General features: G+C 41.5%; 14 protein-coding genes. 2 read left to right on the forward strand and 12 right to left on the reverse strand.

Annotation, left to right across the window (positions count from 1 at the left end; genetic code table 11):
- The first annotated feature begins 50 nt into the window (after positions 1-50).
- Both fdxA and GYK50_RS11265 read left to right on the forward strand, forming a co-directional pair.
- Positions 51-374: a ferredoxin FdxA gene (gene fdxA, locus GYK50_RS11260; RefSeq protein WP_075101791.1), complete on the forward strand. Its 324-nt coding sequence runs from the start codon at positions 51-53 to the stop codon at positions 372-374.
- A gap of 171 nt (positions 375-545) precedes the next feature.
- Positions 546-1,633, forward strand: a protein-coding gene (locus tag GYK50_RS11265; protein WP_212563958.1) for an IS3 family transposase whose coding sequence is annotated in 2 segments (ribosomal slippage) — positions 546-798 and positions 798-1,633 — 1,089 coding nt in all. Because the reading frame shifts where the segments join, the coding sequence is not laid out codon by codon here.
- Between the two features lie 58 nt (positions 1,634-1,691).
- On the opposite strand, the gene tfpZ is transcribed toward GYK50_RS11265, so the two are convergent.
- From tfpZ to dsbD, 12 genes are all read right to left on the reverse strand, one after another.
- Complete coding sequence (gene tfpZ / locus GYK50_RS11270) at positions 1,692-2,426, reverse strand: TfpX/TfpZ family type IV pilin accessory protein (protein ID WP_212563959.1); 735 nt, start codon at positions 2,424-2,426, stop codon at positions 1,692-1,694.
- A gap of 94 nt (positions 2,427-2,520) precedes the next feature.
- Positions 2,521-3,009 (reverse strand): pilin, encoded by a 489-nt coding sequence (locus GYK50_RS11275; protein WP_212563960.1) that lies wholly within the window; start codon positions 3,007-3,009, stop codon positions 2,521-2,523.
- Positions 3,010-3,409: 400 nt separating this feature from the next.
- Positions 3,410-3,838: a type IV pilin protein gene (locus GYK50_RS11280; protein WP_212563961.1), complete on the reverse strand. Its 429-nt coding sequence runs from the start codon at positions 3,836-3,838 to the stop codon at positions 3,410-3,412.
- Complete coding sequence (locus GYK50_RS11285; RefSeq protein WP_212563962.1) at positions 3,838-4,389, reverse strand: type IV pilin protein; 552 nt, start codon at positions 4,387-4,389, stop codon at positions 3,838-3,840. Before GYK50_RS11285 ends, GYK50_RS11280 begins: the two co-directional genes overlap by 1 nt.
- A gap of 12 nt (positions 4,390-4,401) precedes the next feature.
- Positions 4,402-8,604, reverse strand: coding sequence for a pilus assembly protein (locus GYK50_RS11290; RefSeq protein ID WP_420070459.1), 4,203 nt, complete (start codon positions 8,602-8,604; stop codon positions 4,402-4,404).
- A complete protein-coding gene (locus tag GYK50_RS11295) occupies positions 8,580-9,407 on the reverse strand; it encodes a pilus assembly protein PilX (protein WP_212563963.1) in 828 nt (275 codons plus the stop codon). Before GYK50_RS11295 ends, GYK50_RS11290 begins: the two co-directional genes overlap by 25 nt.
- A 69-nt stretch (positions 9,408-9,476) precedes the next feature.
- Positions 9,477-10,460, reverse strand: coding sequence for a prepilin-type N-terminal cleavage/methylation domain-containing protein (locus tag GYK50_RS11300; protein WP_212563964.1), 984 nt, complete (start codon positions 10,458-10,460; stop codon positions 9,477-9,479).
- Positions 10,460-11,026 carry a type IV pilus modification protein PilV gene (gene pilV, locus GYK50_RS11305; RefSeq protein WP_075105693.1) on the reverse strand — a complete coding sequence of 189 codons (567 nt, stop codon included), beginning with the start codon at positions 11,024-11,026 and terminating at the stop codon, positions 10,460-10,462. The genes GYK50_RS11300 and pilV overlap by 1 nt, the downstream gene beginning before the upstream one ends.
- On the reverse strand, positions 11,026-11,523 hold the full coding sequence (locus GYK50_RS11310) for a GspH/FimT family pseudopilin (RefSeq protein WP_071002390.1): 498 nt from the start codon (positions 11,521-11,523) through the stop codon (positions 11,026-11,028). Before GYK50_RS11310 ends, pilV begins: the two co-directional genes overlap by 1 nt.
- 268 nt (positions 11,524-11,791) lie before the next feature.
- On the reverse strand, positions 11,792-12,616 hold the full coding sequence (locus tag GYK50_RS11315; protein WP_420070460.1) for a ComF family protein: 825 nt from the start codon (positions 12,614-12,616) through the stop codon (positions 11,792-11,794).
- A gap of 52 nt (positions 12,617-12,668) precedes the next feature.
- A complete protein-coding gene (locus GYK50_RS11320) occupies positions 12,669-14,081 on the reverse strand; it encodes a phospholipase A (protein ID WP_212563965.1) in 1,413 nt (470 codons plus the stop codon).
- A gap of 369 nt (positions 14,082-14,450) precedes the next feature.
- Entirely contained in the window at positions 14,451-16,625 is a 2,175-nt protein-coding gene (gene dsbD / locus GYK50_RS11325) for a protein-disulfide reductase DsbD (RefSeq protein ID WP_212563966.1), read from the reverse strand.
- Positions 16,626-16,638 lie beyond the last annotated feature (13 nt).

The following is a 16,638-nucleotide window of genomic DNA, read 5'->3' on the forward strand; positions in this document are numbered from 1 at the left end:
AGACTATTCTATTTAGCCAAAAGCCAAATCAATAACAGGTAGACATTACTATGACCTTTGTCGTTACAGATAACTGCATTCTTTGCAAATACACCGACTGTGTGGAAGTCTGTCCTGTGGACTGCTTTTATGAAGGACCAAACTTTTTGGTCATCGACCCTGATGAGTGCATCGACTGCGCGCTGTGTGAGCCTGAATGCCCTGCCAATGCCATCTTCTCAGAAGACGAGGTGCCGAAGGGGCAAGAGATATTCACTCAGCTAAATGAAGAGCTGGCGCAAAAATGGCCAAACATCACAGAAATGAAAGAGCAGATGCCAGAAGCCGCCAAATGGGACGGTGTCGAAGGTAAGATTCAGTATTTAGAGAAGTAGAATTTTATGCTATAAATGATTTATTTTTCATGAATAAGGCTGTGGCTTTTGCTGCGGTCTTTTTTTATCTAAATTCTACTCTAATACTTATCTCGTAGGGTAATCACCCCAAAAAATAATAACACTTAAAAGTAGAAACTAACTGCTAAAATACCAGCAGGAGATTTCGACATGAAAAAATCAAGATTTACCGACACCCAGATAGTTAATATACTCAAACAAGCAGAACAAGGCGTACCTGTCAGTGACATACTGCGTGAGCACAATATTAGTCAGAGTACTTTTTACAAATGGCGATCCAAATATGGTGGCATGGATGCCTCACTGATTACCCGTCTTAAAGAATTAGAAGCTGAGAACGCTCGCTTAAAGAAAATGTATGCTGAGGAAAGGCTTAAATCAGACATCTTACAGGATGCCATTTCAAAAAAGTGGTAGCGCCTTCTAGGCGCAAAGACTTAGCTAAATATTATGTTGATGATCGTAATATAAGCATCCGTCTAGCCTGTCTGATCTTTAATATCAGCATAACCTGCTATTACTATCAGCCAAAGACAGCGGATGAGAATGAGCAGATAGCTAAGCTATTGACTGACTTAACAAGCAGTTATAAAAACTGGGGCTTTAAGCTGTGCTTCTTATATCTAAGAAATGTATTGGGACTGCCTTATAACCATAAACGTGTTTATCGCATCTACCGTGAGCTTGAATTAAACCTTAGAATAAAGCCTAAACGCCGTATTAAACGAGACAAACCGCAAAAACTTGCTGTGCCCACTTGCATTAATCAAAGCTGGAGTATGGACTTTATGCACGATGCCTTAACTGATGGTCGTGCTATTAGACTGTTTAATGTCATTGATGATCATAACCGTGAAGCATTAACCATAGAGGTTGATTTCTCACTACCGGCTCAAAGAGTAATACGCAGTTTAAACCAGCTTATAGAGTACCGAGGTAAGCCTAATCAAATCAGGTGTGATAATGGCCCTGAATATATCAGCAATGATTTAAAGGATTGGGCAACTAAGCAAGGGATCGTTATCGAATACATTGAGCCTGGCAATCCTCAGCAAAACGCTTATGTTGAACGATTTAATAAGACAGTGCGTTATGACTGGCTTAATCAAGAACTGTTTGATAATTTAGATCAAGTAAGACAGCAAGCTGAAGTTTGGCTGTATCACTATAATAACGAAAGACCCAATATGGGTAATGGTGGCTTTACGCCGATTCAGAAACTTAATATGGCAGCTTAGTTCTACTTATTTTGTGTTTTAAATTTGGGGGTATTTCCGTAGTCTGTATTTTTTAACTCTACCAAGGTCTCAAATCTACGATTGCCACTACTTGATTATCTTCACTCTTCTTTAAAAGTACCGTCATATTTACCGCTTTTGCTTGCAGAGGTACAAAACTATCTGCTTGTGGATATTTTTTCAATAGAGACTGGACGTCATTTTTATTATTATACTTCTCTAGTAGTACTAAATCCTGTGCACGCTCTTTTATTTGTGTGCTTACTTGCTCAATTGGTATATATCTTTCTGGCCTTTGAGCAATAGAAATGCCATGAAGCACCTCATCAAACATATTACTGTTGCGCTCTTCATTATCTGCTGATAACTCAACGCCAACGTATTGTGGAGATAAATAGCTGGGTTTTTTAAATCTATTATCAGCGTCGTTAATCTTAGTAGTGACCAAATCAGTATGCAAAACAAGCTCAAAACGATCAACATTATAAGCTATCCATATAGGCCTTATTTGATAAACACCATAAATAGAAATCATTAAAAATATCAGCTGCACTAGGGCAGATACAATCATATCTTCTATAAAGTCCGCCTTTGTTTTTCTAAAAATCATCAATGCTAAGCCAACAGCCAGTCCTATATTAACCAAAGCTATTGTCTGTAACAATTTTTGAGTACCTGTAGCGAGTAGCAAAGGAAATGGGTACCATAAACTATAGATGACTGTAACAGCTACTAGAAGCACCACTGTCGCTATCGCTAGATACATCACACTAAACTTCAGTTTATCACTCATTCTTTGACTACCATGCTTTTATATTTGTGAGAACAAAAAAAAGACTGGTTACCCAGTCTTTTATATATCAATTAGCTATTACCTAAACTAACTATTAACGACAGTTACTTGGTGCTAACTCAGAAGGTAAGGTCCCTGCTGTTCCAATAGTAAAAGAACTACCAGCTGCTTTACAAGCCCAGCTAATATTACCTGAAGGTGGAGTATATGCACTTGTAGAGTCAGGTAAGGCTACAGGCTTAGTATTAGGGCCAGTATATGGTACTAATATCAATGTATTAGCTTTAGCCGCAGCTACAGGAGTATCATAAGAAATCGTGACCTCACCATTAGTATCTGTAATACCCACACTTTTAACGTTTACAGTTGCAGAAGGAGCTGTCCAGCCTAAGCTATACTTAGCTGCATTCGACGCATTTTCTGTAACTGATGTTTTAGCTGACGAGGCCAGTGATAAGCCTTCCGAAACTTTAGCACGTTTAGTGTAATCCTGATAAGCAGGTAGAGCAACCGCCGCCAAGATACCGATAATGGCGATAACGATCATTAGTTCGATTAGTGTAAAACCTTTTTGAGCGTTCATAGATTTGTCCTTTTGGATAATATGGCAGTAGAATTATTATCTACTTGCCAGCTATAAATATAATGTTTCTCTTATTATAACTGCTGCAGATACTATGCCAACTTTTTATTATTAAACGCTAATAACATTTAGTTTTTCTAAAAAACATTGCTCGTTATGCTAAAAGTGACGATTTTGATCCCTATATACTTTAATACTACTGGCAATCACTAACAAATATTTGATATAGTGGATTCACTTGTTTTATTATCACTATTTATAATTTAGTGTTACTAATCAATTACTAAAAATTGTCAGTCATTGTCCTTTAGATGTTTTTCTGTAATTTGTCTGACAATTTTTGTCAGTTCATATCAAATATAGCTACTATTTGAAAGAAAAAAAATTGATAGGCAACCCTTTACTTCCATTCATCTCCCATACCACAAACACTGCCACGACATTTGACCCCTTGATAATTCAAGGTAAGAACACCGTCACCTGCCATTTGCATCCCAGTTTTCGGTTCAGATTTTATTTCCCATTTTCTCGTTAATGTAGTTGGTGTGAATGTGACGTCATATAATGCTGGACCTTGTCTAGGATAATCGCCGCCCAGACCTGTTAGCAACGCGTTAGAATAACTACCCTGAGCCAATTTACGACTCTCTATTTGCGCTGCTATATTGTGCATCTCACTCATCATATCGGTGCGTTTGGTCTTGATGACATATTGTTGATAGCTCGGGTAGGCAATCGCAGCGAGTACGCCAAGAATGGCGACGACGATCATCATTTCAATTAAGGTGAAACCGTGTTGCTGTTTAAATACTTTAGTAATCGTAGACATTACCAACTCTCCTTTCCCGCACCGCAGTCCGTAGAAGTTATTTGCACCGTTCTATCTTTGCTCTGGCACCGTAACCCCTTACTACTTAGCATAAAGAGGTGCGCGTCAAAGCTTGTGAGGCTAGGACTAGGCTCAGCAAGCATACGCCATGAGTTTCCCGCGGTAGAAAAGCTAGTAGTGGCAGGCGCTAGAGTACCGTTCGTACTAGCATCAACTAGACTAATCCTATAACTGTAATTACCATTATTGCTACCCGCTGGCACATATATAGTTTGATTAGTAGGTGCGTCATCATAACCGTTACTGACTGTACCATCACTGGCTGTCTTTCTAGGCTGAAATCCTTTGTAAGTAAGAGCAGTGGCACGCCAACGATTAAGTTCTATCTCAAGCTGCTGCAGACGTGCTTGTGCTTGGTGCTCTGAATTGCGAACAACATACTGTCTGTACGACGGAATAGCTATCGCAGCCAGAATAGCGATGATAAAGACCACAACCATTAGCTCAATGAGCGTAAAGCCTGTCTGTTGCCTAAACACTTCTTTCTTCATATTGCTGTCTCATCAGTCTACTTCATACCATGTTTTTGGCTGAAGAGTAAATCGATCATTGAATATCAAGTCAGGAGCAGTACCACTTCCTGCAACAAGATCAGTAGCTGACAGGTTTTGATTTAAACCATACGGCTTTGATATTACGTCAAAAATACCCTTACCTGTATCAGAGCCGAAATTTACTCGATCATTTGCACGTTCTGCCAGAGTTCTGGTTCCGATAAGCAAGCGTTGGTTAGAAAGCGTCGAGCTTCGCGGCCCTAAAGTAAGCTCTTGAATACCCTTACCTGCTCTGACAAATCCGCCTAAGCCATTTTTGGAGGCATCATCAGTGCAAATACCATAAGGCAAACAATATAGTTGTCTCTCTGAACCACCAGTAATCTTAGCAGAACAAGAATCTACCGTTCCATAATTCATATCTGGATTATAGGCAGTCGTATATAAGAAGCTATCGATCACTTCAGACTTACCGACACCTTTGGTATATCTAACATTGCCATAACCGTCAAAGTTCGTTAACGGAATATACCAGCCATTCTTTGTTGTACCTTGTAACACTGAGATAGCAGTATTTTTTTGCGCTACTGTATAGCCCGTAGCGCTCAAAGTGCCGATAGCACTAGGCAACTCGACTAAATTACTACTTGCTGAATTATTGGCTGTCAAATCAGCTATTTTTTGACCGTTAGCATTGCTTGCTGTCGTAAAGTTGCTCGCATAAAAAATATTGTCCGCCTTTGTGACATCGGTATCCATTATGCCATAGAGTCTATCAGACTTACTAAGATCACGTATCTTAGATAAAGGTGAGCTACGATCACCCGATATGACATTTACGAGTGCAAATAAACTGCTGCTAACGGGGTTTCGGTAAAAACTGACGACTGGGCGCTCATAGAAACGATGATTGTACTTGGTATCAGAGCCAGTATAAGCACTTTGAAGAACTCGAGTAACTCGAGTGTTAGTAAAAGAGGTCTCAGGCGATGATGCTGTGGCTGTCGTAGAAGGCTTTACAAATCCTGCATTGGTAAAGTCAGCACGGAAGACTTGACCACCTAAATCTGCAAAATAGATATGATCCATAAAGCCATCATTGTCACGATCTAGCGTGGTCACGCCAGCAACGATACTATTTTTCATAGTAGGTACTGACGTTGTTGCCCCTGAGTCACTAGAAGCTGACCAGATGAGTGCGCCTGTTTTGGCATTAATGATATATACTGCGTTACCTTTGACAGAAGTTTTACCTGAGCATTCTTTTAGTTCTGAGTTAGTCACTCCTAGTTGAAAGCCTTCATACTCATAACACATATCATAACCACCACCGAATACCAGAACATCTGTTCCTTTATCACTAGCAGCTGTGCTCATTTTTATCTTAGCTTTAGTAGGCTTTTCCCAAATTTGGCCCATACGATTAAAACCTGAAGTCGCTGGCGTAATCGCAAACATCATACTTGGACTTTCGTTATTAATAAGGTTCAGGCCATATAAGGCCTCACCACCCATACGTAGGCCACCATAAGCATAGATGCCTTTATTATCTGTCGTGTCAATGTTGACGCGGCGAGCTTCAAAATCATACTTATAGTCCGCACTGACCAGCCAAGGTGCATCAATACCAAAATTAGGTGAACCCGTACTAGTCTTAGTAGCATCTTTCACTAATGCTGCTGATTTTTCGGGATCTATCAGCATCTCTCTTGGAATAATGACAAATTTTTCTTTACCACCATTCCCACTCGTACTGGCATTGTCAGCATTAACCAAATGCAGACCACCTTCCGATGAACCAAATAGTACATAATCATCACGAGTAGTGTTAACTCTACCATCTTCATCTAAGTTTGCTGAGTATGATACTGAAGCAGGAGTCGAGTGTATCGTCGCTCCTAGTACCTTGATAGGCTGAGTTGCATTGGCGCTCGTCAACGTCATATCCTTCACATTGACTGTTGTCGCTGGAAGATTGGCAAAACCTAAAAAATTTAGTAATTTTCTCAACGTCGCTTCATTATAGGTTGCTGTATCCACAAAAGATGTATTTGTTAAAGCAGCATTATTTACCAACACTTTACCTGCAGCATTGACACTCACCTTTTTTAATACTGGCTTTTTGCTAGTACTGTTTTCCCAATCTTCTACATATAAAGTTCTAACAGAGGCAACACCCGTCGATGGTGTACTTAGCTGAGAATAAAAACCACCAGACTCTACTTTGTCATTGGCGCCAGCATAGTTAGTGTCTGACCACAGATCCTGTGCTGCTGGGTTCAACTCCCCTGCTATATTTTTGAAGAGCTTAGTATTACTCTTACCATATAGCGTGCCTTCATTTAAACTATATTTCTTTAGGTTACCTTCCCAAATCACTGAGTTTTCAGCAACTTTGGGCTGTATAGTTGGATAGTAGGCGACAGCAAGCTGACTGTCGGCACGATACGGATCATCTGGAATAATAATAGTGCCTGATGGCGTAGAAGGTAGAGTTTGATTCAAATCGCTTACGAAAGTTGTGATACTATTGACAATATCCTCGGTAGACTGTGCTGAAAAGAAACCACCCTCACCAAATCCACCAACCCCTGGCAATGCTGCAGTTGTCTTTTCGCCCCAATTACAGGCATTTCTTGCGTCGATATCTGTGAATTTTGTGCAATTATAAAAATCTCGATTGGCAGTGATACCTGTTTTTGGATTGGTATAAGGAAGATTGCGAATAATGCGATCTGCCGGATCTTTTTTAATATCTTCTGCTCTATCAATATTGAATACCGAACCAAAGCCAACTACTGCTGTAAATATCTCTCTATCGGTACCTAGTGGGTTAATTGTTGGGTCACGCAATGCTTTTGCAAATGCGCCAACCTCAGGCATACCATGACCATTTTGACTACCATTAGGAAGTGTAACTGCAGGTAAGGCAAACGATGAAGATCCTAAAGCAGATTTCATCAAAGGTAAAACGTTAGGAGAGCTATTTGGCTCACCATCAGTTAAGAAATATATGCCACGACCATCGCAACTAGACGGTGAAGAAAGTGGGCTAATATAGTTAGATCCAGATTTTGAACTAGTAACAGATTTAGCAAAACCGCTGTATCCTAGTTCTTCTGCTGTTTTTGAAGTCGTTTTCAGTAAGCAAGTCAACGAGCTGGCGTTTTGACACGGTGCAGTTGTAAAACCAGCAGTACTCGTAATAAATACATTAGTGAAATATTGTGTGCAGTCTAAACCGCTATTACCCCAGTTTGAGCATTCATAATATCTATTGTTGCTATTTATTTTAATGTATTCCTCCCTAGAGGAAGAATACAAAGCAGAGGTGTTTTTGCCCAACATATAGGCGCCTGCTTCTGCATAGGCGTTAGCTGTTGGTGTTCCATTCCCTCCCCCAGCAGCCGCAACAGCGATCTTAATCTTCGTACGCTGTAAATCATCTAATAAACCTGCAGGTACTAAAATCTTACCACTACTACCATCAGCGTTCTTAGCTGTACCATTAGTATTAAACTCCACCACATTATCACTATTACTTTGGGAAGAAAACTGACCAATGCCAATAGCGACTTTTTTTGGATCTAATTGCGTATTATCCATTAAGGTAAAGATTGCATCTTTCAAGCGAGTAAGTCGATCATAAATACGTATATTATTCTTATAATAGTATTTACTGCCGTTAACAGTTTCGGAGAGATAACCATTAGTTTCTGGAGCGGTTATACTAGTATCACATTCCGTAACGCCATAAGTAAAACTTCCTGAGCCATCGTTCGCACCACAGCTGTACCACTCGTTACCTTTCTTGCGATAATAAATCTTTGTCGTTTCACAATAATCTTTCTTATATATAGGTATGGTAGTCGAGTTCTCGGAACCTTTAGTATAGCTTGTACCCGTAGGGAGGTCGCACGTAGCAGCATTATTCACCTGATTCAGAGTCATACTACCTGAGGTATCAAGCATCATAATGATAGTCGTCTTACCACCTTCAGCCGCCTTATATATTTCCAAATCACCGATTTTTTTGCCCGCGACATCAGCTTGTGCGACTGGTAGAGCGACCATAGCAGCCATGGCAACGACTAGATGCTTCAAAGGTAACGCAACTTTGCCACTCATGGGCGATATAGTATTTAGTCGTTTCATAACATCTATCCTTTGTATAATAAGTAAACTATTTATGGCGTAGTTTTGAGGACGCATTCTGCATTTAATGTGCCTCTACCAAACGGGATACACTTCGTAGACGAAGAGATGTTTTCGACATCCGCTTGCTCATATAGCATTTTACTTGGAGTGTTGGCGGCGAGCATACAGTCGCTTAACGATTTCTTGCTACCAATCACATTGGCTTTAATACTGGTCTGTGCAAAACAATTATCACCATTAGCTTTAGGTTCGCTGTAAGACGGTAACGCTGAAGCAGATCTGATATCGAACGTAAATTTTTTACTGGTCCTATCCTCAATCTCTTTACCAATAACCACATGTCCAAATCTTTCCGCATTTGGGTCGACAGGTGCAACAGTCACGCTCATTTGAGTAACCACCGTTTGTCTAGCACTGGTATAGCCATCAGCGCTATTGTAATCACATATACCATTATTCAAACCACTCCAATAAGCTGTTGGATTGGCGGTCGTGCCCTTCACCATGACGGTAGCATTAGATGCCAAATACTTTTTGGTGCGCGGATTAAAGCAGTAAATAAACTCATTGGTTGCATTTTCAGGATTTAGTAAGAAATGACCAAATACGCCTGCCGCACTCGTTACATCAAGGTATTCAGTGGATGTTGAGCTACCATTCAGCATCATTTCGAGCTTTTGATTGGCACTATCTGAAGACTGCAATAATACTGTGTTGATCTGATCGCTCGTAGCAATCTTAAGATCAGTATTACTCTGTCTCACCGCTATAGCACCAGCTAGCATAATCAACACTAAGAATAGTAGCACTACTATCAACGTTGCGCCTCGCTCAGCACTCCGATATCCAATAGTCATTTTGACATCTTTTATGGTTGAATTTGGTGAATAGCGATGGATCGTCATTCTTACTCTCCTTACCAGAGTTTATAGGCTGGTTTTTACGTTGACTACACGAGCATTGCGTAAGAAGGTTGTTGTCTCATAAGTCGTACGTACTTGCTTCTGGCGCGCAGTGTCTGTCTTCAGTACATTATTTTGACCTAACAGCATGAAAGATGTTTGATCATCACTACCTAATATAGGAGTACTACCATGAACGATTAAACCTATTTTTACTGCCGTTATTGCTGGTTTATTAGCAGTTATCGATAAATAGGCACTGCTTGGTAAATACATAATTTGACCTGCATTACTACCCGAATCATACTGGGCACCTAACAAGATCTTGAACTGATCCACATTAGTAATAAACTCTTGACCAGCTTGACCAAAATTACGCGGATCTGTACCACTTATCGTTCTAATCTTGCCTGCTGCAAAATCTACCCTTCCAGCATCGCACGCTAGTACTAGGTTTTTAATAGCGCCACTACTGCTATCATTCGTAGCAGGTCGCAAAAAGTAACGCTCGATAGCGATATCATTTACCTCAACTGCCGAGCCCTCACAATCACTGAACGGGCTACCTGTTATGTTAGTATATTGGATTGTCAGTTGATCACTAGGAACAGTAGTATTTGAGATGCCTGTCCATCCATTTGTACCGCTAGTAGGATCACCTGCGCGCCTTGTCAAATAACCAGTATCGGTATAAGGTGTGGTAGCAACCCCAAGGTTGGCACCTGTTAAGACGATACCACCTTTTGCAGTCGTTCCATCTATTCTATTAATAGGGTTTCCTAAATTAGCCAAGCGAACTTTTTTTTCTAATTGCTGTAGCCCAAACACACTAGCGTCTTGCAACTCGCTACCACTAGATTGCACGCTACTCGTCTTAACACTAATTACGTATATCTGTATAACAGCGGCTGAGACAATCAAACCTATGACTAATGAAATCATCAACTCTATTAAGGTAAAACCAGACTGATCGCAATTACTACGCTCATAACTGTTAAGGTTTGGCATCAGTAGGCCTCCATAATAAAGCACTCTGCACCATTTTTATAAGTGCCATTTGCATTGGCACAGGCATTCGCATCACTATCGCTTAGAGTTACAGTAGTATCACCCCAGCTAGCTACAAAGCATTGGCGCTCTTGATTACCTGATGTACCAGGACAGCCGTTAGGTACTAAGCCCAACTTAATATCATTTTGCACCGCATATGATTTCATCAACAAGCCATCACGTGCCCCTAGCTGCTCAATAGTACAGCTATCTGTGGCAGCAGGTGCTCCAGCTGTATTTTTTACACAACTATCTTTTGTGATTGTGACACCATCTATCGTTATAGAATCAGTACTGCCATTTACAGCAGTTTTGAAAGCGCTTATTCCACCTGAGTTCGCACGTATTGTTTCCGCGCCTCCTCTCATAATAGTTAATGCTCGCGTACGCATGAGGCTTTCATCAGTAGCTTTTACAGCAGTCATTTGCATAGCTGAAAACCCAAGCACTGCAACTGCTAATAGTAACAGTGCCACTAGCACCTCTACTAAGCCCACTCCATACTGGTTATTGATGTTTTTCATTAGCAAGTACCTCCTAACTTCTTGTTACTAATGCTTGCTACTGTGTTAACTTCAATTTGTCGTGGTGTTACTACTGAACTGCTATCACAAATAGTATAAGTAACTTTGCCAACGTTAGATGTCACTTTATTTGGTTGAAAAGTCACCGCAGTTACTGTATTAGGATTGATAGATACTGTGCTTGTAGAATTAACATTATAAGTCGCCAACACAGTGCCACTAGTGTTCTGCAAGACAATGGTTTTGGCACTATTATTATATACGACTCGAATATCTTGACGGCGAATAACACTTTCGACTTTTGCCTCTTTTAACGCATTCTCAAGCGTCGCAGCCGTCGACTTAACACGCTGATTAGCAAGCTGTGTGCTGATACTGGGTGCAGCAATACTCACAATAATAGCTAGCACAGCAATCGTTACCATGAGCTCAATCAAGGTAAACCCTAAACTGGCTGTTCTTAGCGAGGTCGGTAGACTATTCATAGATGCGTTCACATCAAATCCCTATTTAGCACTGCTAATGTCTGTCTCTGATCAGTTTTTGTTTTAAAATAACTAAAATCTGGTGTCAGTTTTGCTAATAATTTTATAGTTAGCTTAACTAATAATATGCAATTTTTGTTCCACAACATTCTGTTCATGTTATATACGGATGAACAATAATACATACTTGATAGACCAGTAAATATATATGTATTTAATAATATAGCGTTACGATGATATATTAGCAATATATTAACAATTTCAATTAGATAGATGATTTTTAGGACTGACTGCCATGAGCTAACGCATAGGCAGAAATATGATAATTGTTATGGCTTTGAGCATTTATTGTCACTGTTTGCTCAGATGAGATGAATGCACGTGCCAATGCTTGCAAGCTTGCGCCTGTCGTCGCGACATCATCGAACAATAGTAAGCGTTTTACCGGAGGCTTTTCGGTCAGTGCAAAAGCGTTATCTAGGTTGCTTAGACGTTCAGCGCGTGTGAGCCCTTGCTGACTGACCGTATCATCAATGCGCTCCACACCGTGCCATAGAGGAATTTGCCAATGCTTTGACAGTTGTGCTGATAAAATACTGACAGGATCAAACCCTCGTTTTACTAGCCGCTGATTGGTCGTTGGCATGGCAACAATCACGCTATTATTACGATGACAGCCATGTGGCCGTGGTAGCTGGCGTAATGCATGTAACAACAATGGCAATTTTGTCATGTCTTCATGATGCTTAAACGCCCGAATCGCTTGACGGATTGGATATTCATAATAGGTAGATACTTGGATAGATAAGGATATACCAGCAGCAATGTCAACATCAAAAGGCTGTGGCAGCCATGCGATACTATTGTGACAATAAGTGCAGAGTAGACCTCTATTTAAGCGGTGATTGATTTGATGAAAAATATGAGCAAACGAGGATGGATTGCTTGAAAGGGAAAATTCAGAATGTTCGCTCGATGCGTCATTACTATTAGCCTGTGAATGCTGCATCAATAGCTGAGACTGTGGTGTACTGCGATAAATACGGCATAGCTGGCAGCGTACATTTAAATACTCTGCCAGCCACAGTCCGGTTTGATAAGGCACTAAGCGGTGCATAGACTATTGATTATCATAAATATGGTAAGACTCGCTTATATTAGAGGCCTTTCCAGTCATTCAGCACGATACCGAAACCAATAGAGGTATTCTCATGATTATAATCAACAATGGACTCGCCATAACCTTGGAATAGCTGCACCATACCATTGACGTTTTCTGACAATGGATAGATATAGTCGATTTGGGCAGCGCCTTTATTGGTGCTTGGATTGTAGCGCAAGGTACCGCTAATGCTCTGCTCAGCAGGCAAATCATATAAGAACTTGATATCGCCATAACCCATGTAATCTTCGATATCTGGGTTGTCATCGTCGCTACTGCTATTACCATTTACTCGAGCCCATAGACGCGGTATGACTGACAGCTTACCCCACTCGGCCCCTGCCATTAAATAAGCACGGTTCCACGAACGTGATAATGGATCATCCTGTCCATTAGAATGGTGCACAGCGCCCGCACCTAACATGCGTAAACGTCCACCGAAAGGTAGATCTGCCGTCACAGGCTGAGTCAAAAATATCTCAGGCTGATAGTCGGTAGCACGAAATGGTCGTGAATTGTCTTCGTTATACACCTGCCAATGTGACTCTTGGGTATAACCAAACCACAGATCAGCGCTGGTATCGAATAAATCCTCTGCGACTTTACTCTTTAGAGACAACTGAAATTTTAGCTCCGTCTCACGTATGTCATTAGAGTCAAAAGGTTCAATTTCTTGAGAAGGGGTGCTTGGGCTTAAATTAGGATCAAAAGTGTAAAACAATGGCAGCAGATAAGTCGGACGGTATGGTCTTACCGTCCAAGTACCGCGCTCACTGTTTTGATCGAGATCATATGCCAAACTGAGTGGTGTGTATTTTTCAATATCTGCTTGAGTGACACCCACACTTTCTAGAACTTGAGCCTCTTGCTGATTGTCTGTGACCGTATCCAAACTATTAGTAGCAGACTGTTGATTAGCAGTCGCGCTCTCATCACTGAAAGTATTGGTCGAGTTCTCTTCCACAAAAACAACTTGTGGATTACCCGAAATAGTCGTCTTGAATGTTTTTGCCAAATCAACTGGTTGTTTGGACGTGGTGTAGCTTGGTGTTTTACCTTGTTCAGCTACCTTATCAAAACAAGCCAAACGAGCGGCACTGCTCTGCACTTGCGTACATTCAGAAAACAGCTTCGCTTGTTGAGCAATAAATTCTTTGCTGATTACTTTACCGCTCTGTGTGGTTAAGCTCTGCGGCATCTCAACGGTTTCATATTCAAACGCCGCTTCTGGTACTGGCAGTTCGTTATAAGTTTGGCTATTGTCAGCTGCTTGTACTTGTACCGCCGTACAACTCAACGCGATAGCGACTGCGATACTCAAATGAGTATGTATCGTGCGACTACTGGCGTTACGACTGATTACATGAGTACGTTGTAATTGACGCTGAGTGGTGATGTGGGCAAACATAAATGTCCTTTATCTAACCAGCATTATCGCCAGCAGAGTATGTGAGTTAATTAATATAACTGTTAGCGTCGCCGCTAAAAAACTAGAAAAAATGAGAACATCAGAAGCAGTTATGACAAACTGATATACCCCTTCAGTATTGTTACTTTATTGTAATGAAAATATAATCACTATACTAGCGTTATCGATATATTAAATCTGCTTAAAAAGACATATTGTGTGTAAAACCAAACGTTTAGAAGATATTATTAAAATAATTTTATGGGATGAAAAAAGTCAGCGTACCATTATTGGCGTACGCTGGCTTTTTTTCATTATTAAGCTTTAGCAAAAGAATTACTCAGGTTATTAAGTACGGGTTGTGAGCCATCAGTTATTTAGCGTCGTTAAGGTTTGTTCGAACTCCACGCGACCGATTTCGCCCACTTGCTGATTAACCAATTGACCATCTTGATAATAGAGTAATGCTGGCGGGCCAAACAGCTTGTAGCGTGACAAAACGGCTTTGGAGTCGTCAGTGGTCTCGGTAATATCAAGCCTTACTAACTGCCAATCTTGCATTTGTGCGGGGCGATTATGGAATAAATTTTTGTCCATAATACGGCACTCAACGCACCAGTCTGCTGTTAAATCGACAATCACTTTAGAGTTGTCAGCGACAATGGCGTCTAGCTCTGCCAATGTAGTAATGGTCTCATCTGTCGCCATATTATCGTTACCCAATGGCTGACCAGCCGTGGATGGTACCATCATCGGCGCGGCACTCAACGAGGCTAATGGATGCAAGCTGTCATCGTTTCCTAGTGCTGCACCCACTATCAAACAAGCCGCCCAAATACCAGCGATCAGACTCATGGCTTGGGTTAACATGCGTCTTTTGCCAATCCAGCTCCACGCCCATGTCGCCACCACCATAAACCATAATGCCCATACCATAAGCATCACTGGCGATATAAACACGCGCTCAACTAATAGCAATGCTACCGCGAATAATAGTAGCGCAAAGCCCTGCTTGACCCAGTTCATCCACTCCCCTGCCTTTGGCATGATCTTGCCTTGAGTAGCACCAATTAAAATAAGCGGTGCTGATAGGCCAAAGCCCAGCATAAATAAGGCGGCGAAACCCAAGAGCGGACTACCAATGGTAGAGACTGCCAGTAGCGCACCGAATAATGGCGCAGAGACGCAAGGAGATACGACTAATGCAGATAAAAATCCAGCAATCAAACTACCGCCTGTACTACCAAGCTTGCTGTCACCTGCTTGGCTAAGCCCTTGCATTTTTCGGCTGAGTGCTTGCGGTAAACGTATGGTAAAAGCATCCAGCATGTATAGTGCTAACAAGACAAAAACAATCGCAAAGCCAATCAAAATAATAGGATTTTGTAACCAGCCAATAATACCTAATGACTCACCAAATACCGCAATCACAGCGCCCAAAATACCATAGGCAGTCGCCACACCAATCGCGTAACTGGTGGTTAGGATGACGCCGCGTTTGACCGTTGGGTTTTGCTCGCGGGCGACAATATTGGCAACGATGGGCAGCATCGGTAGGACACACGGCGTCAAGGCCAAACCTAGACCTGCTAAGAATAGCAGCACCAATGCGAGCCAAGGATGCGATGCCAAACCAAAGGGATCACCATCAGCAAGGTTGCTAGCATTTACATTCTCGCTATTGGTCGCGTCACTTGATACGTTAGCATTTGCTCCAGAAATCGTGGTCGTTGCAGTGCTACCATCTAAAGAGTCGTACTCCAAAGTACTGTCATCGATTAGATCATAATCAATAACCTCATCATCCATCAGCGCTTGTTCTGCTTGCGCCGTGTTGCTATTAGTACCAGTCGTTGCAAATGTCGTTTCAGTATTCCCAGCAGATATCGTCGCATCAGTCAGATTGTCGCTCGTGGCCGTCTCGCCAACAGACGCACGTTCTGCCTCAGTGTTGGCATTACTTGTCGCGCTCTGTGACGATGCTGCTGTGATATTGACTGTAGTTTTGATTTTTTCAGGGGGATAGCACAATCCTGCTTTGGCGCAACCTTGCCAACCAATGATAATCGCTGCATCATCGATGTTTTTGCCGTTGTTACTGGTCAATGTGGTAGTTGCGACCATATTGGCTTGATCAAACACCAATACTTTACCAAATGTCGGATCGTCGATTGAATATGGCTTTTGGTTAAAGGTAAAAGGTGCCGCCGTCACGCCCGCAGGTAGCGTCAGTTTGATTTGACTTTTATAGACATAATGCTCAGGCGTGATATCAAAATTAATAGATAGACGCGTACCTGACTTGGTAGAGGCACTACTGCTACTCACCTGAAAGGCTTCATCTACTGGCAAAAATTTCGATTGCGCTGTATTTTGACTGCTGCCAAATAGATCACCCAATCCTGCCGCTTGCGCTGTCGTTGAGGTCGCTAACAACCCTGTCAATAGCGAGCCGCTAGCAATCACACATGCTAAGATATACGCTTTTTTTGCATGTGTATTTGCAGTCAATGATGCCGATTGTTGTGATATCTTCATGAGCATGAATAGCTACCTG

The sequence above is a fragment of the Psychrobacter pacificensis genome, assembly GCF_018336615.1.
Classification (GTDB): domain Bacteria; phylum Pseudomonadota; class Gammaproteobacteria; order Pseudomonadales; family Moraxellaceae; genus Psychrobacter; species Psychrobacter pacificensis.

What these genes read in the sequence shown, in the direction of transcription:
- GYK50_RS11275 (WP_212563960.1), bottom strand. Translation starts at nt 3,009, where the DNA reads ATGAACGCTCAAAAAGGTTTTACACTAATCGAACTAATGATCGTTATC.
- dsbD (WP_212563966.1), bottom strand. Translation starts at nt 16,625, where the DNA reads ATGCTCATGAAGATATCACAACAATCGGCATCATTGACTGCAAATACA.
- GYK50_RS11300 (WP_212563964.1), bottom strand. Translation starts at nt 10,460, where the DNA reads ATGCCAAACCTTAACAGTTATGAGCGTAGTAATTGCGATCAGTCTGGT.
- GYK50_RS11290 (WP_420070459.1), bottom strand. Translation starts at nt 8,604, where the DNA reads ATGCGTCCTCAAAACTACGCCATAAATAGTTTACTTATTATACAAAGG.
- fdxA (WP_075101791.1), top strand. Translation starts at nt 51, where the DNA reads ATGACCTTTGTCGTTACAGATAACTGCATTCTTTGCAAATACACCGAC.
- GYK50_RS11285 (WP_212563962.1), bottom strand. Translation starts at nt 4,389, where the DNA reads ATGAAGAAAGAAGTGTTTAGGCAACAGACAGGCTTTACGCTCATTGAG.
- pilV (WP_075105693.1), bottom strand. Translation starts at nt 11,026, where the DNA reads ATGAAAAACATCAATAACCAGTATGGAGTGGGCTTAGTAGAGGTGCTA.
- tfpZ (WP_212563959.1), bottom strand. Translation starts at nt 2,426, where the DNA reads ATGAGTGATAAACTGAAGTTTAGTGTGATGTATCTAGCGATAGCGACA.
- GYK50_RS11320 (WP_212563965.1), bottom strand. Translation starts at nt 14,081, where the DNA reads ATGTTTGCCCACATCACCACTCAGCGTCAATTACAACGTACTCATGTA.
- GYK50_RS11280 (WP_212563961.1), bottom strand. Translation starts at nt 3,838, where the DNA reads ATGTCTACGATTACTAAAGTATTTAAACAGCAACACGGTTTCACCTTA.
- GYK50_RS11295 (WP_212563963.1), bottom strand. Translation starts at nt 9,407, where the DNA reads ATGACTATTGGATATCGGAGTGCTGAGCGAGGCGCAACGTTGATAGTA.